At 41.5% G+C, this 20,949-nt stretch carries 21 protein-coding genes; 4 read left to right on the forward strand and 17 right to left on the reverse strand.

The genetic code is table 11. The features are described 5' to 3' along the window. Nucleotides 1–29: 29 nt before the first annotated feature. The 4 genes from ACZ5B7_RS19150 to ACZ5B7_RS19165 all read right to left on the reverse strand — a co-directional run bounded on the left by ACZ5B7_RS19150 (nucleotide 30) and on the right by ACZ5B7_RS19165 (nucleotide 3,151). Nucleotides 30–452 (reverse strand): MarR family winged helix-turn-helix transcriptional regulator, encoded by a 423-nt coding sequence (locus ACZ5B7_RS19150; protein WP_464490617.1) that lies wholly within the window; start codon nucleotides 450–452, stop codon nucleotides 30–32. A gap of 144 nt (nucleotides 453–596) precedes the next feature. Then, a complete protein-coding gene (locus tag ACZ5B7_RS19155) occupies nucleotides 597–1,286 on the reverse strand; it encodes a polysaccharide deacetylase family protein (protein WP_464490618.1) in 690 nt (229 codons plus the stop codon). Between the two features lie 16 nt (nucleotides 1,287–1,302). Beyond that, nucleotides 1,303–1,968 carry a TVP38/TMEM64 family protein gene (locus ACZ5B7_RS19160; protein WP_464490619.1) on the reverse strand — a complete coding sequence of 222 codons (666 nt, stop codon included), beginning with the start codon at nucleotides 1,966–1,968 and terminating at the stop codon, nucleotides 1,303–1,305. 22 nt (nucleotides 1,969–1,990) lie between these two features. Then, on the reverse strand, nucleotides 1,991–3,151 hold the full coding sequence (locus ACZ5B7_RS19165; RefSeq protein WP_464490620.1) for an MGDG synthase family glycosyltransferase: 1,161 nt from the start codon (nucleotides 3,149–3,151) through the stop codon (nucleotides 1,991–1,993). Nucleotides 3,152–3,389: 238 nt separating this feature from the next. Here ACZ5B7_RS19165 and ACZ5B7_RS19170 point away from each other — a divergent pair, with 238 nt between their 5' ends. Both ACZ5B7_RS19170 and ACZ5B7_RS19175 read left to right on the forward strand, forming a co-directional pair. After that, nucleotides 3,390–4,106: a response regulator transcription factor gene (locus ACZ5B7_RS19170; RefSeq protein ID WP_464490621.1), complete on the forward strand. Its 717-nt coding sequence runs from the start codon at nucleotides 3,390–3,392 to the stop codon at nucleotides 4,104–4,106. Continuing rightward, the gene (locus tag ACZ5B7_RS19175; RefSeq protein ID WP_464490622.1) at nucleotides 4,096–5,709 is read left to right on the forward strand and encodes a sensor histidine kinase; all 1,614 of its coding nucleotides are present in this window, start codon (nucleotides 4,096–4,098) and stop codon (nucleotides 5,707–5,709) included. The genes ACZ5B7_RS19170 and ACZ5B7_RS19175 overlap by 11 nt, the downstream gene beginning before the upstream one ends. Before the next feature lie 114 nt (nucleotides 5,710–5,823). Here the strand turns inward: ACZ5B7_RS19175 and ACZ5B7_RS19180 are convergent, their stop codons facing one another. From ACZ5B7_RS19180 to ACZ5B7_RS19195, 4 genes are all read right to left on the reverse strand, one after another. Then, nucleotides 5,824–7,989 carry a transglycosylase domain-containing protein gene (locus ACZ5B7_RS19180; RefSeq protein ID WP_464490623.1) on the reverse strand — a complete coding sequence of 722 codons (2,166 nt, stop codon included), beginning with the start codon at nucleotides 7,987–7,989 and terminating at the stop codon, nucleotides 5,824–5,826. A 124-nt stretch (nucleotides 7,990–8,113) separates the two neighbouring features. Continuing rightward, nucleotides 8,114–8,791: an LrgB family protein gene (locus ACZ5B7_RS19185; RefSeq protein ID WP_464490624.1), complete on the reverse strand. Its 678-nt coding sequence runs from the start codon at nucleotides 8,789–8,791 to the stop codon at nucleotides 8,114–8,116. Then, nucleotides 8,788–9,156 (reverse strand): CidA/LrgA family protein, encoded by a 369-nt coding sequence (locus ACZ5B7_RS19190; protein ID WP_464490625.1) that lies wholly within the window; start codon nucleotides 9,154–9,156, stop codon nucleotides 8,788–8,790. The genes ACZ5B7_RS19185 and ACZ5B7_RS19190 overlap by 4 nt, the downstream gene beginning before the upstream one ends. Nucleotides 9,157–9,295: 139 nt before the next feature. Beyond that, the gene (locus ACZ5B7_RS19195) at nucleotides 9,296–10,177 is read right to left on the reverse strand and encodes a LysR substrate-binding domain-containing protein (protein WP_464490626.1); all 882 of its coding nucleotides are present in this window, start codon (nucleotides 10,175–10,177) and stop codon (nucleotides 9,296–9,298) included. Between the two features lie 189 nt (nucleotides 10,178–10,366). Here ACZ5B7_RS19195 and ACZ5B7_RS19200 point away from each other — a divergent pair, with 189 nt between their 5' ends. After that, nucleotides 10,367–10,795 carry a hypothetical protein gene (locus ACZ5B7_RS19200; protein WP_464490627.1) on the forward strand — a complete coding sequence of 143 codons (429 nt, stop codon included), beginning with the start codon at nucleotides 10,367–10,369 and terminating at the stop codon, nucleotides 10,793–10,795. Between the two features lie 70 nt (nucleotides 10,796–10,865). Continuing rightward, complete coding sequence (locus ACZ5B7_RS19205; RefSeq protein WP_464490628.1) at nucleotides 10,866–11,345, forward strand: hypothetical protein; 480 nt, start codon at nucleotides 10,866–10,868, stop codon at nucleotides 11,343–11,345. Nucleotides 11,346–11,399: 54 nt separating this feature from the next. On the opposite strand, the gene fdhD is transcribed toward ACZ5B7_RS19205, so the two are convergent. From fdhD to ACZ5B7_RS19250, 9 genes are all read right to left on the reverse strand, one after another. Further along, a complete protein-coding gene (gene fdhD / locus ACZ5B7_RS19210; RefSeq protein ID WP_464490629.1) occupies nucleotides 11,400–12,209 on the reverse strand; it encodes a formate dehydrogenase accessory sulfurtransferase FdhD in 810 nt (269 codons plus the stop codon). A gap of 22 nt (nucleotides 12,210–12,231) precedes the next feature. After that, on the reverse strand, nucleotides 12,232–12,594 hold the full coding sequence (locus ACZ5B7_RS19215; protein WP_213145478.1) for a Na-translocating system protein MpsC family protein: 363 nt from the start codon (nucleotides 12,592–12,594) through the stop codon (nucleotides 12,232–12,234). Nucleotides 12,595–12,690: 96 nt separating this feature from the next. Further along, nucleotides 12,691–13,170: a helical membrane plugin domain-containing protein gene (locus ACZ5B7_RS19220; RefSeq protein WP_464490630.1), complete on the reverse strand. Its 480-nt coding sequence runs from the start codon at nucleotides 13,168–13,170 to the stop codon at nucleotides 12,691–12,693. Further along, complete coding sequence (gene fdhF / locus ACZ5B7_RS19225) at nucleotides 13,170–16,142, reverse strand: formate dehydrogenase subunit alpha (protein WP_464490631.1); 2,973 nt, start codon at nucleotides 16,140–16,142, stop codon at nucleotides 13,170–13,172. Before fdhF ends, ACZ5B7_RS19220 begins: the two co-directional genes overlap by 1 nt. 258 nt (nucleotides 16,143–16,400) lie before the next feature. Continuing rightward, nucleotides 16,401–16,595 carry a formate/nitrite transporter family protein gene (locus ACZ5B7_RS19230; protein ID WP_464490632.1) on the reverse strand — a complete coding sequence of 65 codons (195 nt, stop codon included), beginning with the start codon at nucleotides 16,593–16,595 and terminating at the stop codon, nucleotides 16,401–16,403. 105 nt (nucleotides 16,596–16,700) lie between these two features. Next, nucleotides 16,701–17,963 (reverse strand): nickel-dependent lactate racemase, encoded by a 1,263-nt coding sequence (gene larA, locus ACZ5B7_RS19235; RefSeq protein ID WP_464490633.1) that lies wholly within the window; start codon nucleotides 17,961–17,963, stop codon nucleotides 16,701–16,703. Between the two features lie 163 nt (nucleotides 17,964–18,126). Continuing rightward, entirely contained in the window at nucleotides 18,127–18,639 is a 513-nt protein-coding gene (locus ACZ5B7_RS19240; RefSeq protein ID WP_423798539.1) for a DUF3231 family protein, read from the reverse strand. 826 nt (nucleotides 18,640–19,465) lie between these two features. Continuing rightward, entirely contained in the window at nucleotides 19,466–19,990 is a 525-nt protein-coding gene (locus tag ACZ5B7_RS19245; RefSeq protein ID WP_464490634.1) for a GNAT family N-acetyltransferase, read from the reverse strand. A gap of 201 nt (nucleotides 19,991–20,191) precedes the next feature. Next, a complete protein-coding gene (locus tag ACZ5B7_RS19250; protein WP_464490635.1) occupies nucleotides 20,192–20,947 on the reverse strand; it encodes a ZIP family metal transporter in 756 nt (251 codons plus the stop codon). Nucleotides 20,948–20,949 lie beyond the last annotated feature (2 nt).

The following is a 20,949-nucleotide window of genomic DNA, read 5'->3' on the forward strand; positions in this document are numbered from 1 at the left end:
CACTTAAATTTCTATTTTTCAAAACTTCTTTATTTGTTCGCAATTCCAATGTCATAAAGTATTCTTTTAAATTGCTGAATCTCTTCAACCTTTAAACTAGACATCACTTCCTCATTCATCTCATCCATCTTCTGACATAGTGGTACTTCCAGCGATTTTCCTTTTTCCGTCAGAAAAACTAGCTTGTTGCGACGATCATTGGAGTCCACTCGCCTTTCGATAAAACCGTTTTGTTCCAAGCGGTCGATAATCCCTGTTATGGTCGCACTGTCTAGCAGAAGTCGTTCAGCTAATTCAAAACCAAATTGTCCATCCTTTCTCCAAAGCTGACGAAGCAGTGCATATTGAACTGGTGTCACACCGTACGGGGATAATTTGGATTTACTTACTTGATTCACCTTTTGCAATGCTTTTCCTAGTAGAAAATGAACACAGATATCGGCTTTTTCCATAATTCACCACCACTATTATTCAAATTTTCTGATTAGTAAGAATATAACATATTCAAATTCATTTGTATACAAGTGATTTGTATGCAAATGATTTGGGTAACGAAAAAACCAACTCTTACCGATGGAGTTGGTCGATATTTCCGGCTATATTTGATCAATTCTTACACAAGAAATACCTCGGCTTGAGACCTCTTTAAAAACAGCTTTTAATGCATGAATGGTATTCACGGGAGCCTCTTCATCCGCACCAATGGTTTTTCCACAATCATGTAAAAGGATAACGTCACCATTTTTCATTCCATGTAAAAGTCTTTTTTCTACTTTCTCACTGCCGCCTTTATTGCGCCAATCCTCTGCCATCAACGACCATAGAATGATTTTATATCGTTTCAAAAGAAAAAAATCAAATACATTTAACAATCCCCACGGCGGACGATAATAGATCGGCCGTTCTCCCGTAATTCTTTCAATGACAGCAGCACTCTTATCTAACTGACGCCGAACCATCCATGGATCCATGATCCAGTTAGACTTATGAACGTAATTATGAATGCCAATTAAATGTCCCTCTGCTTGCATTCTTTCGATTAACTCCGGGTATTGTTCCGCTTTCGATGCCACGACAAAAAATGTTGCTTTTATATTATTTATTTTTAACAAGTCCAAGAGCTGTGGGGTATAAATCGGATTCGGACCGTCGTCAAAGGTAAAGGCAATTTTTTCAGAGGCACATTTCCGTTTTAACACACCAATCCCAAATCCTGCAGTTAGAAAATAAGGAATTAACCAATATATAAAAAGAAAACTACAAATGAGAAGAACGATGTTAAACATCCTTCAATCGCCCCTTCTAATCCAACTTTCTTTTAAAAACCAAACTTAACACAGTTGATAAAATAAACAGTGTGCCTCCAAGGATAAACGGCATCAATTTTCCATATCGCAGCCCTGCAAATAGGCTGCTTACCGAAATGGTATAGGGTAATATCCCCAAGGCTGTTGTCCAGATAAAAGCCCTTTTGTTTACTCCTAATATACCTGCCGCATAGTTGATAAAATGATACGGCACCAATGGCACAAAACGGATGAACAAAAGTCCAGCATCCCCTCGTCTTTGCAGCCAGTGATCTATTTTCTCCAGGTAAGGCTTGGCCAAAGGTTCAATGATTGGCCGGGCAATCCAATTAGATAAATAATAGGCAAGGACTGCCCCAGCGATTCCGCCAATCCAGGAATACAAACCTCCCGCAATGGGTCCGTATATTTCAATCAGAAAAAGCGAAACGAATTCGCCGGGTGCCGGTATGACATTGACAACTGTTTGAATCATAATCCCCAGGATGATTCCGAAAAAACCTAGATGGCGGATAGATTCCAGCCATTCTTTTGCCGTTCCTGTATGAAGGAAATATAAATAAAGTCCGGTTAGCAGTAAAAATATCAACAAGCTTCCAAATGATAGTAAACGAGCCATTTGATTTTTTATGTTGGATGATTCTTTCATTACATTCTCCATGTTTCACCTTCTTAGCGGCTAATCAACCAAATAGATAGATTAGTTTCTGCAGGCTGCTATTGTTTTCTTTTGTTTTCTTAATCACTTCGGCTGATGCAAACGCAGATTCTTTCGGATGAAATCGTTTTGAATTCTCGCTCATCTGTTGAAGCAGGTCGTGATTGCTTAGTAATTTTGACAAATGCTTGCTTAAATCACGGTCCGTTTTAGCTTGAACGGCCACCCCTGCTTGAACTAAAAATCTGGCGTTATCCTGTTCTTGACCAGGGATTGGTTTATACAGAAGCATCGGTAATTCCATTGCAATGGCTTCAAACGTTGTGACTCCGCCCGGCTTTGTAATCATTAAATCGGAAATAGCCATTAACTCATGAACGTAGTTAATATAACCAGTGAGATGGATTCGATGCTTGGAATTCTTCAGTTTTTCCTTTAATTGCAAACGAAGCTTGTCGTTATGCCCACAAACAATGATTAATTGTACCGGATTCGGTAATGCATCAATCTCCTGTATGGTGGAATTTCCATCACCAATCATCCCGCAGCCGCCGCCCATGACTAATACTGTAGGCAGGTGCTGATCTAAATCATATTTTCGAAAAATTTCCTCCTGTTCAATGAACTGAGAAAATTGCTGCCGAATCGGAATTCCCGTATCGGCGATGCGATTTTCTTCAACTCCTAAACCAACCAGAGAATCACTGACCAGCTTAGAGCCAACAATATATTGATCCGTATAGGGATAAATCCAGCAGCTATGATTGGTATGGTCTGTAATAGCTGTGACGATTGGAATATCAATTAAACCGAAGGATTTCAACTTGGACATCACTGCCGCTGCCAAAGGAAACGTACTGACTACAACAGTCGGCTTCACTTCCTCCATCAATGCTAACATCCGCCCGAGTCCGGTAGAGAAAATCGACTTCATCATTTTAGAAAAAGTGTTCGCCTTGCGTGTTTTTTGATAAATAAAGCCATACAGCTGCGGGAATTTTTTCACGCCTTGAAGGTAGAGAAACCGACTCACTTGATTAGAATAAGGATGAACCCATTCCATAAAATCAACAATCACCGGTTCTAAATCAGGATATCGAATCGCAATCGCTTCATGCAGCGCTTGAGCTACTTTAATATGTCCATCACCATAATTACCTGTTAAAATTAAAATTTTATCTTTCATTCATTCTCCACTCCTTTATATTGTTGAAGTGTTTTTGTTCTATGTTTTTAGGTGCCCACATAAATTTGCGGGCTATCACACCAATAATGTTACAAAAAACTTCTTAAGGAAAAATGCCATTCCTTCTGAAGTTTTTCTTAAGATATAAAGGTAAACTTCAGAAATTCTTCAGAAATTCTATTGTTTTTTCTTAAGGGGAATGAAGTAAACTTTAGGAAGTTAGAAAGGAGAGGTTTACATGGCTCAAGAAACCATCCTCGTTATTGATGATGAAAAGGAAATTCGTGATTTAATCGGGATTTATCTTACGAATGAAGGTTATAACGTTTTAAAAGCAGCAGATGGGATCGAGGGGTTACAGTACCTAGAGGAGAACAATGTTCATTTGGTTTTATTGGATATCATGATGCCGCGGCTGGATGGAATTCAAGCCTGCATAAAAATAAGAGAAAGCAGAAATGTTCCGATCATAATGTTATCTGCGAAATCGCAGGATATGGATAAGATTATGGGGTTAACTACTGGAGCGGATGACTATGTCACAAAACCCTTTCAGCCTTTGGAATTAGTCGCAAGAATCAAGTCGCAGCTTCGTCGTTATCTTAGGTTAAATCAAACGGACGGAAGCCCACAAGCAACTACAGTCCAACAGCAGGATGTCATTTCGATTGATGAGCTAGTCATTAATATTCCTACACACGAGGTTAAAGTAGATGGGAAAGACATAAAGCTAACACCAAGGGAATTTGCCATTCTAGAGCTGTTGGCCCGCAATCCTGGAGTCGTGTTTAGTACCGAAAAAATCTATGAACAGGTATGGAATGAGCCGTTTTATGAATCGGAAAACACCGTCATGGTTCATATTCGAAATTTGCGGGAGAAACTGGAAAATAACCCGCGGAAACCACGGTATATCAAAACGGTTTGGGGGGTGGGCTATAAAATTGAACAATAAGAACCAGTCCCCTTCCTCGTATCGAATTGGCATTCATTCTGGCAAACTTGTCCATTTAGTAAAGACAAGCATTCGCATTCAGTTGATCATGGCATTTGCCTTTTGTACGCTTGTTTCCTTATTGGTCGGTTTTGCCACAAGCCCCTTCTTTGTTAGCGAGGACCGCAGGCTCGATTTTACCGAAGGGGTTGTCACCATTGAGGAAAGTGCACGTGATTTGGTGAAGCAATTCAACCAAATGAACCTGGATATCAACGAACTCGTAAGGGAATTAGGGGATCAAGATCCTGATTTTAAAAATCAATTTCTTCAGCCTGCACCGCCTTCTTTAAAAGAAGAAAACGACTGGTTAATCGTCCCTTACAATGGGAAAGCTTTCTATCAAATAACCAAGAATGAATTAATCCAATATTTAATTAACACACCAAAGCAACAAAACAATCTCAAAGTGTTGGTTACGGATTCGGATGGTAAGGTTGTGAATAAATCAGCAGGAGCACATGATACTCAAGTAAATCTGTCCGAAGAAATGAAAAGTGCCAAAAAAACTTTTGGTGAAAAGCATGATGAGCAGCCCATTATTACAAGAATGTATCCAATTACCACTGCTGGCGGGAAAGGCTATTTAATTGTAAGCGGCGTCCCTAAAGCCACATCTGTTTATGAAAAAGAAACGGGAGTTACCCCTTATCTGCTTGGACTTATCGCGTTTATTCTCTGTTATTATTTCATAACCAAACGAAAGATGAGGGAAATAGAGGAGATTGCGCTAGGTTTAACGGAAATCGCCAAGGGAAATTTGCATTATCGAATACGGGAGAAAAGTCAAGATGAAGTAGGTTCGCTTGCAACCAACATTAATTACATGGCTTTTGAATTAACCGAAATGATGGAAAGACAAAGACATACTGAAAAATTAAAGGATGAACTGATCACCAATGTTTCCCATGATTTACGTACACCCCTAACTTCGATCATGGGCTATATGAGACTAGTAAAAGACCATCAGTATAAAAACCAGGCACAATTGGATGAATACGTTGATATCGCTTATGGCAAATCAGAGCAATTAAAGAATTTAATCGAGAATTTATTCGATTTTACCCGTCTAACGTATGAAGGTAACCAGCTCAAAAGAGAAAAGGTTAGCCTAAATCAAATGCTCAGACAGCTAATGGATGAACTTGACCCGATTGCAAAAGATCACGATGTCATGTTTATCAGCAACCTCCCAAAAGAACCAATCCTGATGGAGATTGATCCTAATCAAATGGTACGCGCGTTGGAAAATGTATTAACAAATGCCATCAAATATAGTACCCCTCCTGGAAAAATTCATGTTCATTTGGTCCAAAACGAACATTCTGTTCAGATTTCTGTTTCAAATCCATGTAATTCCCTTTCTGAGGAGGAGGTTGCTAGATTATTTGATCGTTTCTACCGGGTGGATCCCTCACGTTCCTCCAACAAGTCTGGGGCTGGATTAGGCTTAGCGATCACAAAAAGTATCATTGAATTGCATCAAGGGACTATTCGTGTTGAATATAAAAATCAAGTCATTCAAATTTTCATCGAATTGCCTCTTAATGAGGAACATGAATAATGAAAGGATCGTTAATTTGGAACGGTCCTTTTTTATTGGCTATTGAATTTACGTACTAAACCAAAAAAGACTGCCGACTTAGTCGACAGCCCCGAAAATCCTTATAGTACAATCTTAATCTTCTTTATTTTTACCTTTGCCCTTGCCTTTTCCCTTTTCTTTTTCCTTTTTCCATTCATCTTTTTTATGTTTCTCTTTCCAATTATTCATTCCATTTTCAATTTCCGTTTTTACTTTTTCAATTGGCTTTGGCGGCACTTCTGCAGAAGCGATACCTTTTATATACAGTTCATTATTAACTTCATATACACTGCTTGGCTGCTTAAAGTTTGATGAATCCGTTCCAAATGATTGGATCATCGATTTAAACATATATTGGGCAATTTTCGTCGTATTTCCAGCCTGATAGTTGCCAGGACCGTTTTGGGCATATCCGGTCCAGACTGCCATGGTGTATTGTGGTGTATATCCGGCAAACCAGCTGTCATTTGTCGCATTGTTCGGATATCCATATTTCGCACGTGTTTGGGCATCAAAATTGGTTGTACCCGTTTTTCCCGCGACATCCAAACCGGAGATATTGGCGGTTGTACCTGTTCCGGCATCAACGACAGTCCGTAACATATCAGTCACCATATACGCAGTGTAATCCTGCATCACTCGCTTTGGTTTCTCGGCGAAATTTACCGTTGTGCCATCTGCCAAGACAACCTTTTGGACAAAATGCGGTTTATTGTAGATCCCGCCGTTTCCAAAGGCGCTGTAGGCACCTGCCATTGCTAGAGGGCTGACGGTATTGCTTCCAATTGCATAAGACTCATAGACCTGATTATTTTTAAACGTAATGCCAAGCTGTTCGGCAAAGCTCTTCGCTTTATCAAGACCAACCTCCCGAAGTGTGAGAAGGGCTGGGATATTATACGAGTTTTGCAGAGCGGAGCGGATGGTCAGCATTCCATGATATTGATGATCCCAGTTAGAAATCTGCTGTCCGGTTGAATAGGTTGTCGGCTTGTCATTGATTAAATGGGCCGTGGACCACTTTAAATTTTCAATGGCGGGACCATAATCAAGAATCGGCTTAAAGGTGGAACCCGGCTGACGATTGATATCAACCGCCAAGTTGTGGCCAAGAAAGTCAGCTTGATAGTCGTTTCGGCCGCTGCCAATCGCCCTGACTTCCCCCGTTTTTGTATCCATAAAAACGAACGCCCCCTGATACTTCGCATCCGGGTAAGCAATGATTTCATTGGTGTTCATCATTTTGTCGGCATAATTCTGTGCCTTTGGGTCGAGCGTCGTATAAATCGATAACCCGTCAGTGCTGACATCTACATCCTTTAGCTTCCCTTTGATCTCTTTTACAGCTGCGTCTAAAAATGCTTCATACGGCATTCCTTGTTGCTCACTTTTTGGGACAAGCCCTTCTGTGACTGGAACCTTTGAGGCTTCCTTCATTTGGTTTTCCGTAATATAGCCGTGTCTGTGCATCAAACTCAAAACAAGATTTCGGCGATTGGTTGCGGTAGCTTTGTTTCCAGGCTTGGTTGGGTCATAATTATTTGGACTTTGCGGCAGTCCGGCTAGCATCGCCGCCTGCGAGAGTGTCAACTTTTTCAAATCGTTTGGCTCTAGCCCGTAGTAGTTCTTTGCTGCGGCAGCCACTCCGTATGAGCGGTTGCCCAGGTAGATTTTGTTCAAATACATCATTAAGATTTCGTGCTTGGAATACTTATTCTCCAGCTGATACGCCAAATCCCATTCCTGCACCTTCCGTTTCAATGTTTTTTCGGGTGTCAAAAATGAGTTTTTAATGACCTGCTGCGTAATCGTACTCCCGCCCTGAGATCCGAAATCACCGGTTACATTGACAAAAATGGCTTTGGCCGTCCTTTTGATGTCAATGCCATGATGGTCATAAAAGCGGGAGTCCTCCGTGGCAATGAACGCATTTTCCAGCACCTCCGGAATTTGCTCATACGAGATTTTTGTCCGCTTTTCTTTCCCGTATTCATAAATGAAGTTTCCATCTTTATCATAAAATTTTGTTGATAAAGGGTCGATTAATTTGGAAGCATCTAGTTCAGGTGTACCCTTCACCATCGATGCGAACGTGATTGCCCCTGCCCCGGTTGAAACAAGCCCTATTACCAAACAGACAATAAGCACTTTTCTTAACAACGACCCTTTTACGGGTAATTTTTTGCTTATTTGGCGGCTTTCCCTTGTGTTCTCCGCCTTCCTTCGTTCCTCACGAGATTGATAGTTTTCTTCTGTCATAATTCTACTCTCCGATGATGCATGGGGACGGTTCTTCTGCTTCAGCAGCAGAAGAACCGTCCCCATGTTTTTTTTTACATATAAACATATTCGTAAGGAATGCTCTCTTTATGGGGGATTTCCACTAAATCATCGCAGGTATCAGCACTGCCCCCAACAGCAGGGTAATAAAAGCGGCGAAAATCATCGCCAGGGATGAAAAGGTAGCTTCCTGCTCCCCATATTCCAGCGCCTTACTCGTTCCGGCACCATGTGCACTCATTCCAAGCGCTAGACCTTTGGCAATCGGCGTCTGAATTGACAGCCATTTAATAACAGAAGGGCCGACAACACCGCCAATTACGCCGGTCAAGATGACGAACACGGTTGTTAACGTTGGCAGGCCGCCAATCTCTTTAGAAACCTCAATGGCAAACGGTGTTGTAATGGACCTCGGAAGAATTGACGTCATAAAATCATATTTCAAATGGATGATTTTTGATAAAGCAAATGTTGAAAAAATCGCCACCAGCGAACCCGTAATAGTACTTATAATGATGGTTCCCAAATATTTTTTGACTATCGGAAGATGCTTATAAATCGGTACCGCGAACGCAACTGTAGCTGGTCCGAGCATATGTGTCAGCCACTTCGTTGCATCCAAATATTGATTTGCGGACACATGCATGATTGAAATTAACACGATTAACAGAATTGGCGCAAGCAGTAAATGATGGAATAAAGGAAACGCCCATTTAGCATAGATTTTCTTGGATAACCGATAAATAAGGTAAGTTCCTACAATACAAATTACCATCATCATAGCTGCTCACTTCCTTTCCTTTTTGTTACTTTTTCTGCAATTAAGGCTGTCATTCCCATCACAATGATGGTGCTGACCCCAATCAATACGACGATTTCGGCACCTTGAAAGCTGATAATTTCATTATAATTCACAATCCCGACAGCAGACGGTACGAAGAATAGCAGCAGCTCTGCCAGCAGCCAATTGGCTCCTTTTTCAATCCATTCCAGCTTGATGATGTGAGTGCAAAGTGCCAAAAACAAAAGGAACAAGCCAAACATCGAAGCCGGGATTGGGAGCGGCACGACTTCCTTAAGCGCGGCCCCGAGAAATAAAAAAACATGTATGAATAATATCTGTAAAATAATAACCCCAATTTTCATCGTAAAAATCCTCTCTAAAAGAAGTAAAAGGAGATCTCTTCATGCTCCTTTTATTTCTCGATTTAAACTATAGAGTAATGTTACGACGAATTTTACCATTCGTAAAATACATATTTAGAATGATTTTCATAACTTAAAGTTATAATGATTCATTCAAAATAAAGTCAATAAAGGTTCTCCCTGCATTGGAAATATAGCGGTCTTTTTTGGTGATAACAGCGAGCCTCCAAAGTGTAGCCGGTCTCAGGGGAATGATTTTTAATTCCTTATTCAGCAAGCGATTGCAAATGGATTGCGGCAGAATGGTTATCCCCAGGTTGGCTGCGACCATTTCCGACATTAGGTCCCATTGTGTGCTTTTAAATAAAATCTTCGGCTCGAAACCACCCGATATAAAGAATTGATTCCGTAAAATCTGATTTAACGAAAATTCTTCATGATAAAAGATAAACTCTTCGTCTGCCAATTCCTTTATTTCCACTTGTTTACGGGCAGCGAAATGATGGTCTTTGTGAACCACCAGCATCAATTCTTCCTCCACAATCGGGTAAACATGAAACTCTTTTTCATCAATCGGCAGAACGGTAACGCCTAACTCAAATTCCCCTTCTTCTACACTTTTCACGACCCTCGCTCCGCCGTACTCGGTGATATTTAATTTAATATTTGGAAATGCCTGATGAAACTTCGCCATCACTTTTGGAAAAAACAAACTTCCGATAAAAGGCGGAAGCCCAATGTTTATTTCTCCCCTCTTCAGATCGGTCATGTCATTTAATGTCTTGGTCATTTCATCAAGCAGGCCGGAAATTTTCTGGGCATATTCTAGCACCACATTCCCAGCGTCTGTGAGATTCGTTGTCTTATTGCTGCGGATAATCAAGGTCATGCCAAGCTCTTCTTCTAATGCCATAATCGATTTACTCAAGGCAGGCTGTGAAATATGCACACTCTCCGCCGCCTTGGTAATACTTTTGTGTTTAGCTGCTTCCATAAATAGATTTAATTGGCGTAATTCCATGAAAACACCCCATCTTAAGATTCCTAAGTAGGATTTTACCATATTGGCATAGTTTTTTTAAAAAATGAAAAACAAACATAACAGAATGGTGACGGAAATGAAAAAATTGGACAAGTTTGGTCAATTAGCCTTGTCAATAAAACTATTTCTTTCATATTATTCAGTATGATTTGGAAGGGAGGGAAAACGATGTCTGATAGTAGACCTTGTGATCCTATAAATGACGAGTGCGATAATGCAACTTTAATTGAAACGACACCCTTTGCAGCGATCGCTATGACATGCGGTGCTGATTCCGAAGACTCAGATTCTAACGGTTCCTCTGGTTCAAGTAGTTCCGGAGATGGCCCCCATTCTGTTTGGTATAGATTAGTTTCCGATACGACTGGCCCTTTGGCAGTTAGTACAGCACATAGTGACTTTGATACTAGATTGTGTTTCTACACAGGAACTTGCAGTAATTTGACAAAGGTAGCCTGTGATAACAACAGCGGAGCATGTAAAACATCCTTGTTATTCTTTGATGCGGTAGCAGGTGAGACTTATTTTATTAGGGTAAGCGGTGCTTCCAGAAAATCTTGTGGAACACTCTACCTCACCATTTTACCAATCGAATAACCCTAATCATGGAAGTCTCAACTATCTTCATGGTATTAATATATTTTTTTAATAGGAAGGGGGTACGAATATGTCTAATTGTGAAGAGAGAATTATTGCTTGTCCAACAAATGATGAATGTACCACAGCTATTAAAATCCGCCATTTGCCATATTCAGCCATTGAACTTACTTGTGATGCAACAACAAACCCAGCGGATCCAGTTTGCGCTGGAAGTGATACCCATTCGGTATGGTTTAAATTTAAAGCTCCTCGAAATATGAGAATCAGTGCAAATACCATTCTTAGCAATTATGATACAACGTTGGCTGTCTACACAGGGAACTGTGACGCTTTGGTTGAAGTAGCATGTGATGACGACAGCGGTGTCCAACAAACATCAGTCGTTTTCTTTGATGCGATTCAAGGAGAAACCTATTTCTTTAAAGCCAGTGGTTTTGCTGATGAGTCTTGCGGAAAATTGTTTTTAAGTATCTTTGAAATCCCTCCTGGAGTGGATTCAATTGTGGCTGCTCAGCAAGCACTAAAAAAACCAAAAAAGTCTAAATGATTTAATAAATATTCATATGAAAAATACCGCTTTGCAAGACAGAGCGGTATTTTTTTATTTCGCTATTCCGGGTGTCATGATTCGTTCCGCGTTTGTATAAATATTTAAAGCATTATTTCGGATGAAGCCTACAGTCGTAATCCCCAGCTCTTCTGCCAACCTTAGTGCCAGTTCTGTCGGCGCCGATTTCGACAAGACCGTGCCGCATCTAATTTTTGCTACTTTTAATAATACCTCCGAGGAAATGCGCCCGCTAAAGGCAATCACTTTGTCTTCGATGGAAATATGATGCTTTAGACAGTAGCCGTAAATTTTATCCAAAGCATTATGTCTGCCAATGTCCGTCCGCGCTACAATGATGCCATTTCCATCACATAATGCGGCGTTATGGACACCGCCCGTATCTTGAAAAATGATAGAGGATTCCTGCAGCATCTCCATCAGACGGAAACAGTTGTCGACGGTGAGTACATTATTTTTCACTTCAATCGGCTTAACGGTCCTGGCATCATTATAAAAATAAAAACTCTGCCGGCTTTTCCCGCAGCACGATGTTACAATGCGCTTGGAGTGGAACATTTCATTCAACTTATTCACTCGATGTGTTGTTACGATTGCTTTCCCTAGTGTTTCAATCACTTGCAGTTCCTTTATATCCTCATAGCGGCCGATTATCCCCTCTGACGCCAAAAATCCGACGACAAGTTCCTCAATATCCTCCGGGCTGCATACGAGGGTGGCAAATTCTTGGTCATTTAACATAATCGTGATCGGATATTCCGTCACAACCACATCCTCGACAAGCTGGACGACACCATTTTCATATCGAAGCACTTGGTTTGTTACCTGCATTTGCTGGTCCATTCTCCCTGTCTCCCTTGTTCCCTCATTTACCTTTTTGATCAATTGATTTATCAAAAACAAAAACAGTCATGGCGATATCCTCGTCAATATTAATATCGGAAAAGAGCCGCAGCACTTTTGCTCCCATTAAGGTTTCAAACTTATCCACAACCTCTTGTCTCTTATAGATTTCCTTTACCAACTTGGTCCGAGCCTCATGAACAGTTTGCTTTCCTTGTTCAGAGTTAATCATAAACTTCTCTACATTCGTAAGGTTGCCTTTCATTTCACTAATCGCCCAGTTTTCCACGAATCGGGTGCTAATTTCTTTTGGGCCGTTTCCAACGTACTCTTTTCTGATTTCCCGAACCAGCATACTAAATTGGTGTTCTAAATTTTTACCCATTATCGACTTCCCCTTCATTTGTCGTTTCAGAATAGTTTTCGATTAAAACAAGGAAACCCCTTCTTTTTAAATCATCAAATGGGTTTCCCCCTCCTTTTAATCCTTTAAGCCTTCCCCGACACCCTTCAAGAGATTCAAACCAAAACCAATTGCTCGATTGATATCCGGATCGTTCAATACCTTCAATAAATCTAGTATACCTACTTTCGAATTAGACTGAAGCCCTTGATCTGCTTTTTCCAACCCTTTTGCAACGCCATTCATCAGCTTTTGTGTCATTTCGGGATCAAGCGTCGTCAAAGCGCCGCCTGCTGCCATCGCATTATTGATGAGATTCGTGACAGGATCTCGTGTCATTTGGCCAACCGCGATTTTTGCCACTTTCTCTTTGGCTTTGACGAGACTGTTCATGGCCTCTAAAATGCCGCTGTTGTGAAGCTCCTGCAACAGTTGAAGTGTATCCAGCAGGGAATCTTTATTTTGCGCAACCTCGGAGATAAGACTCTCCAAGGATTGCGCTTTTTGTTGCTCTTTTGTCAATTCTACCTTTTTAATGATTTTAATTGGTTGAGCCATTATGCGTTCCTCCTGTCATACAGGCCAGGCTGTACATGTTCATTGACGCTTGAAATTGGCACATAATCGCCGCGTTCCCATTTCCGGTAAATCTCAAGACCCAGCTGCGGCGTCCGTGTGGCGTTGCGCGGGTTGAATCTTGGAAGCGGATTTTCTCCCTTGATTTCCAGCACTTCCATTCGCACTTTCGTTTGTTTATATGCAGGTGTATGGGTCACGACATCGACTGCCCCGCCCGTCAGTAAATTAACCGCACTCTCATGACTGGAGGAGTGCATTGGAACATACACCGTTTTTCCTTCCACACGGTCTGTGACGAGAACTGGCAGACGAATCGCACCATACGGTGAAACAAGGCGGACAAGCGTGCCATCCTTCACCCCGCGTTCTTTGGCAAGCTCAGGTGAAACCTCGACAAAGACTTTCGGGAACTTGTACTGAAGCCCCTCAGATTTATGCGTTAGGTTCCCTTCATGGAAATGTTCCAGCAAACGCCCGTTATCAAGCGACAAATCGAACTCAGCAGGGAATTCCACCGGAGGTACATAGTCAAACAAACCAAACCGAGCCTTCTTGTCAGGGAAGTTAAAGCCGTTCAGATAAAGAACAGGTGTGTCAGTTCCGTCCGGCGATCCCCATGTAAAGCTGTTCCAGCCTTCAAGAACGTCGTAATTACAATGTGTAAAGAATGGATTTAAGCCAGCCATTTCAGAAAAAATCCCACTTGGATGCGTGTAGTTCCAGTTAAAGCCCATGCGGTTCGCAACCTGCATGAGGATCCACCAGTCAGGCTTGCCGTCGCCTGTTGTTTCTAGCGCCTTATACAAACGCTGGACTCGGCGCTCTGTATTGGTGAACGTCCCGTCTTTTTCAAGGGAAGGCACCCCTGGTAAAATCACATCAGCAAATTGAGCCGTTGTCGTTAAGAAGATTTCTTGAACCACAAGGAAATCAAGCTTCGCAAGCATCGCTTGTGTATGGTTGGAATCAGCATCCACCCAGGCCATATCCTCACCGACAATATACATGCCTTTTAATATGCCTTTATCAATTGCTTCAAGCATTTCGATATTATCAAGTCCCGGCTGTGCTGGCAGTGTTACTCCATAAGCCTTTTCAAATTTGGTACGAACATTGTCATTAGCTACTTGCTGATACCCTGGGAAAATATTTGGCATGGTTCCCATGTCACTTGCACCTTGGACGTTGTTATGACCACGGAGTGGAAATGCCCCTGCATTACGGCGCATCATGTTTCCTGTTGCAAGAAGAAGGTTGGCAATGGCAACAGATGTATGCGAACCAGCGATATTTTGCGTGACGCCCATTCCCCAGCAAATGGCGGTCCCGTCGGCTTCATGAATCATTTCAGCGATTTCGATTAATGCCTCTTGCGAGATGCCAGTCATTCTTTCTGCTTCTTCGAGCGTATAAGGAGTAATCATATTTAAGAATTCATCATAATGGTTGACATGCTTTTGAATGAAAGCTTTATCATGCCAGCCTTGGTCAATGATGTATTTTGTTACAGCAGACAGCCATACATAATCCGTCCCTTGTCTTGGACGCACAAACAAATCAGCGCGGTCGGCCATTTCATGTTTGCGGACATCGATGGTGATTAATTTTTGCCCGTGAAGCTTATGTGCTCGCTTAATCCGTGTAGCTAGAACAGGATGTCCCTCAGCAGGAGCACAGCCTACCAAAATCACGAGTCCAGCGCCTGCGATGTCTTTAATGGTGGCGGAGTCACCACCAATGCCGCCTGTTTGCTGCAAGCCCCAAGAAGCAGGCGATTGGCAGTAACGGGAGCAGTTGTCCACGTTGTTGGTGCCGAATACCTGCCGGCTTAATTTTTGAATCAAGTAATTCTCTTCATTCGTGATTTTTGAAGAAGCTATAAATCCAAGTGCATCGCTGCCGTACGTATCTTTAATGCCGCCCAATTTTTCTGCCACAAGATTTAAGGCTTCATCCCAAGAGGCTTCAACAAACACATCGCCCTTGCGGATTAATGGGCTTGTAATCCGTTCTTTTGAATTAACAAAATCCCAGCCGAATTTCCCTTTTACACATGTAGATACACTGTTGACTGGTGCATTTTCAGATGGTTCAATTTTTAAAATCTCATGATCTTTTGTCCACACTTCAAATGAGCAGCCTACGCCGCAGAAGGTACAAACCGTTTTTGTTTTCTCAATGCGTGTTTCTCGCATGGCAGCTTCGACTTCGGAAACAGCAAAGATGGTTTGGTAATCCGGCTCTACCGCTTTGACAAGGTCAATCATTGGTGTCAGTAAATCATCTTCAATTCCTGTCATGAATCCAGCATTACCTAACATGGATTTTTCCATTAAGGCATTACATGGACAAACCGTGACACACTGACCGCAGGAAACGCAGGAGGATTCATTGATGCTTTTACCGCCATCCCATAATACACGTGGCTGCTGGTTTTCCCAGTCAATCGTCAATGTTTCATTGACCTGCAGGTCTTGGCAGGTTTCCACACAGCGTCCGCACAAAATACATTGGTCCGGGTCGTAGCGATAAAATGGATGAGACATATCCACTTCATACCCCTTTGAGCGGTGCGGACGTGTTTGATGCTCGACTCCCATCATTTCTGCTGTATTGTGGACGCGGCAATTACCGTTGTTGTTGTCGCAGACCGTACAGTATAATAAGTGGTTTTCTAAAATCCGATCCATCGCTTCTTCCTGGGCCTTTTTCGCCACTTCAGACGCTGTTAGGATATTCATTCCTTCCTCCACGACAGTCGAACAGGCCCGCATAATGCTGCCGTTCACCTCACACATACACGTATCACAGCTTTGGACTGGCCCAAGAATTTCTGAATAACAAACATGTGGATGCTGGATATCCTGTGAAATAAGGTAATCCAAGATTCGCGTTCCCGCCTCAATCTCACGGGCGGTTCCATTAATAAACACATTCACTTTTTCCGACAAAATACGTCCCTCCTAAACACAAAAAACCCCCATAAAACAGTTGCTATACCAAAATGGTATAAACCGTTTCATGGGGGGAGAATTTCTGAGCATATTTTATATACTAGCGATCATTCCCGCCATATTATTTGTGAGAATGCAGGAAATTAAAGCAACAACTGTTACCTGATTTCAATGCGTTCTTCACTAATTTTAAATATTAACACTATGAATATATCATAAATTTGTATTTTTTGCGAACTAAAGCAAGTTAGATTGCTAGACGGCTTTCTTTATGTTGTTTAATTCTTGCGAAGCATTAGTCCGTAATGCCTCTTTATATACCATCCAGTAGATCAAGGCGACGAAGACCCCTCCGCCAATGGCATTGCCAATAAATACCGGAACTAAGTTAGCAAAATAATCGGTCCAGCTAAGGCTGCCAGCAAAAATGGCCGCTGGAATCACGAACATATTGGCCTACATTTCATCAATGAACATTCTATTTCTTCATAACATTTTATAAAATAACATATTTCTTATTTTTTGAACATTTTGTGACTTTTTTATCTTAAGATACTACTCTTCCACATATGGAATTGTCAGCGGCCCAAGCGGTAAAACAGCAACGGTCATATTCTCGCCATAAACCTGTTTAAGTTCTTCAAGGGTTTTCTCAATATTGTGTATCGGCTTAAGCATGGCGCCCTTCACCTGTTCGTCTGTTAGCTTAGAATAAACGTAGACATCTGACCAAACCTGGATGACCGCCTGCTTTTGCACCTGCCATTGGTCAAACATTTTAAATTCAGGATTATTGATGAGGTCAAGTAATCCTTGCGGAGTATCGGCAAGTTCAAAAATTTTTGCGTAATTTCCATGGCTTGGCAGTCCATCTGAGCATTCCGAAGCGACGATAATGGCCCCGCCTTTTTTGACAATCTTCTGTGCGGCACTCATTCCTTTAACGGCCTGGTACAGGTTTTGGTCAAGCGGATATCCGGAATTGGAAGTGATGACAACATCAAACCGCTCTTCACACCGGACCATGGCATGTTCTTTTACAAAGGCACAGCCCTGATCATGTGCCTCGTAAAGCTCTCCTGCAAATACGTTTGTGATCTCTTTTTGTTTATTCAGTGTAACATTTAACATAAAATGCGGTTTGCAAAGACCATTAATTTCCCTTGTCATGTCCTGGACTGGGTTATTGACCATATTTCCCCATGTAGCAAGAGGGTCGCCAATCATTCTGGCGTTGTGGAACGTCATGATCGTATCAATCCCGGCAATACCCGGCATGATTCCTTTTGGTCCACCGGAGAAACCGGCGAAAAAGTGCGGTTCAATAAACCCTGTGACAATCCGGAAATCGGCTTCTACGTAGTCTTTATTGAGATACACATCACAACCAAATTTGCTTTTGCCAAGGTTGACCTGTGTGCTTTTGTCATGACAGTTATTATTGATAATCCGGATATTGTCGACAACCCAGTCACCGAGCATCTGTACAAACTCTTCCCTGGTTTGATCGCGGTGAGTCCCTGTTCCATTGATCACCACGAAATTCTCCAATGGCACATGGCTCAATTCTTCTATTAACATTGGGACAAGGATATGGTTTGGGGTCGGTCTCGTAATATCGCTTATGATAATGGCAACAGTATCTGTCGCTTTGACCATTTTTTTTAAAGGAGGTGTTCCAATCGGATTCCTTAATGCCTGTTTAATCGCTTCCACTTCATTTTCCATTGCAGGAAGGTCTTTAGGTTCAACGATAAATGAATGATCAGGTACTTCTATGTCCATTCCGGTTTGGCCATATAGCAGGTTTGTTTTCATGTATATCCACTCCCTGGAAAACGATTCGTCCATATATGGCCTAATTATACTTTTTCTAATTCTGAAATTCATCTAATATGTTATAAAATTTAAAATATTCTATTTTTCGAGCATAAAAATTTTAAAAAAGGATGAAGACCATTTGTCTTCATCCTGCCCAACCTTAACAATCACCATGTTTATTTGGATGTAATGGCGGCGGGATAAGCCAGCCTTTTTCTTTGTTTAACCGAAGAGCTTTTCCGCCAAGCGCTGCCTTTTGGTTATGGATTTGCACATACATCATGGCTATATCTTCCCTAATGGATTTACCGATAATTTGGCTGCAAGTCACTAATCCTGCAGCTATATCGGCCGAAAGTACGGCTGCAATAGCGGGATCCGGAACGCGCGCTCCAACCGGAATATCCTCTAAGCAAGCTTCAGGCGGTTCGGGTGACGCTGGAGGTAAACCAACTCCATTTTCCTTTAAAAGTTCTTCCACTTGTTTCTTTTCCTGCTGACAAAGTTCAATGGCTTCTTTTAATAATTTTTTTAAATCGTCGTCACCCGTATGGTTTATCATCGTTTGATAACCCGCAATCATGCCATTACCAGCTAGAACAGATGCCCAAAGATCAAATACCTCTCCATAATGCATTGGCTCTTCCTTAGGATTTCCACTCAAAATGCCCATTGCAAACCTCCTCAGATTATAAGAAAAATAATTCATTCACGTGCCACCTTTCCTAAAACACATTCAATAGCATTTCCCATAATCCAAAAAAAATGAGGCATGGGGACTGTTCGAGACCACTGAAAAACATGACTTTATCTGGAATTTGTTTGTTAAGATAAAATACCCTGGAATTGAAAATCCCTTCTGAATAGAACCATCCTAAGGCTAAGGAAGACCAATCAGTTCAGGCCAAGATGGAAAATGGCCTTCATAAGGCCGATGAAGACCAAAACGGCCCACACCAATGTGGAAAATGGTCTTCATAAGGCCGATGAAGGCCATATCAGCTCACTCCAATGTGGAAAATGGTCTTCATTAGGCCGATGAAGGCCAAATCAGCTCACTCCAATGTGGAAAATGGTCTTCATAAGGCCGATGAAGACCAAAACGGCCCATACCAATGTGGAAAATGGTCTTCATTAGGCCGATGAAGACCAAAACGGCCCATACCAATGTGGAAAATGGTCTTCACATAAGGCCGATGAAGGCCATATCAGCTCACTCCAATGTGGAAAATGGTCTTCATAAGGCCGATGAAGACCAAAACGGCCCATACCAATGTGGAAAATGGTCTTCATTAGGCCGATGAAGGCCATATCAGTTCACACCAATGTGGAAAATGGTCTTCATCTTGTTCTTGATGACCCAATCAATCTGCATGTCAATGGGGTCAATATATCTTTAATCTGCCTTCTATAAGAAGTATTTTTCAGTAGTCTCGGACGGTTCTTTTGCCTCATTTTCTGGGCCGTTTAACATTTTAGACGAACCCATCTCATATCGTTTAAATCATTTTATAATATATTATCGTCGCATCAAAATTCCCATTTACAGACAATGCATATTTAGGGATCCGTCCTGCTTGAATATACCCAAAAGAAGTATAAAGTCTATTAGAAGGATCTCCTTCCCTCGTATCAAGAACGATTAATGTTCTCTCCATTTGTTTAGCCGTTTCGTGAGCCTTCTTCATTAGTAAACGACCAATACCATTTCGGCGAAAATTCGGATGTGTCATCAGTTTGGCAATTTCCGCCCGATGTTTGCCGTTCTGCTTTGAACACAGATGTAATTGCACACTTCCGGCAATGACATTATTAATCTTAGCAACAAATAAGATCACCTCAGGATTTAAGACAGATTCCCAATACTTCCTTGCCACGTTTTCCTCTAATGGCGGTAAAAAACCAATCGAAGCACCATCTTCAACAACTTGAATAAGAAGTGCTGAGAGTTCGTTCAAATGTTCCTCAATAGAGATGCATCTCTCTATTTTTATGTTCTTTCTAACTTCTAAACCATTTTCCATAAAAAATCCCCCAATCCCTATTTATAAAATATGGTTCAAATGTATCAAATATAAAGGTTGTTACATATTCCTTTGTCAGAAAATCTTACATGTTTTTTCTATTACGACTAGTTGAGACTCCTTACCTAAACAGAAAAAGAGCTGCCTCAGCAGCTCTATATGACTTTATAGACTGTTGAATTTGAGATCCTGCATCCGGTGCTAAGCAACACTATGTAATATGAAAAATAGCAAGATTCCAGCTATAAAAAACAGGGGCGTACTTTTAAATGTCCCTCGATTTATTAAAGGCAATAACATAGCCCCGCTAAGATACAGAAAAATCCCTGCTGTTACGGATAAGCCCATGGCGACAATCGTTTCTTGAAAGTCCTTCATTTCCGATAGCAAAACCGCAATTCCTGCTCCAAGCCAAGTAAAAAGCCCCTGAATGACAAGATAAATGGCTGTTTTTTTGCGGCCATTTAAAAAGGCGAGCATAACCGAAGTATAGGAAAGCCCTTCCGGTATTTTATGGATCACCAGTGCAATCGTAACAAAAACACCTAATTCAAAAGAAGAGGCATAGCTAATTCCAATCGATAATCCCTCAAAAAAATTATGGAGCAGCATTCCGATTGTTAATCCCGTTGCCCCAGACTTCCCACTGTTTTCTACCCCATTTTTCCCACGAAAAGTTCCTGGCAGAAAAATAAAATACATAATCAGGAACCCAAGCATCACGAACAAACTGCTGTCATGATAGTCTTCTAGCGCATGAGGAATTAAATGTAAAAGAGCAATCGATAATAACAGGCCAGCGCTAAGTGCAACCAACGACAATAAAGTTCTTTCCGGCCAATTTTTCCGAATTAAAACGAGAAATCCGCCAAGAATATAGGCAAGAGATGAGATTAAAACAACGAGGAACACAGTTGCGGTCAAGACAATCCTCCCCTTTTTTTGTTTATTCCCCATTA

This window comes from Neobacillus sp. S1115 (assembly GCF_055385565.1).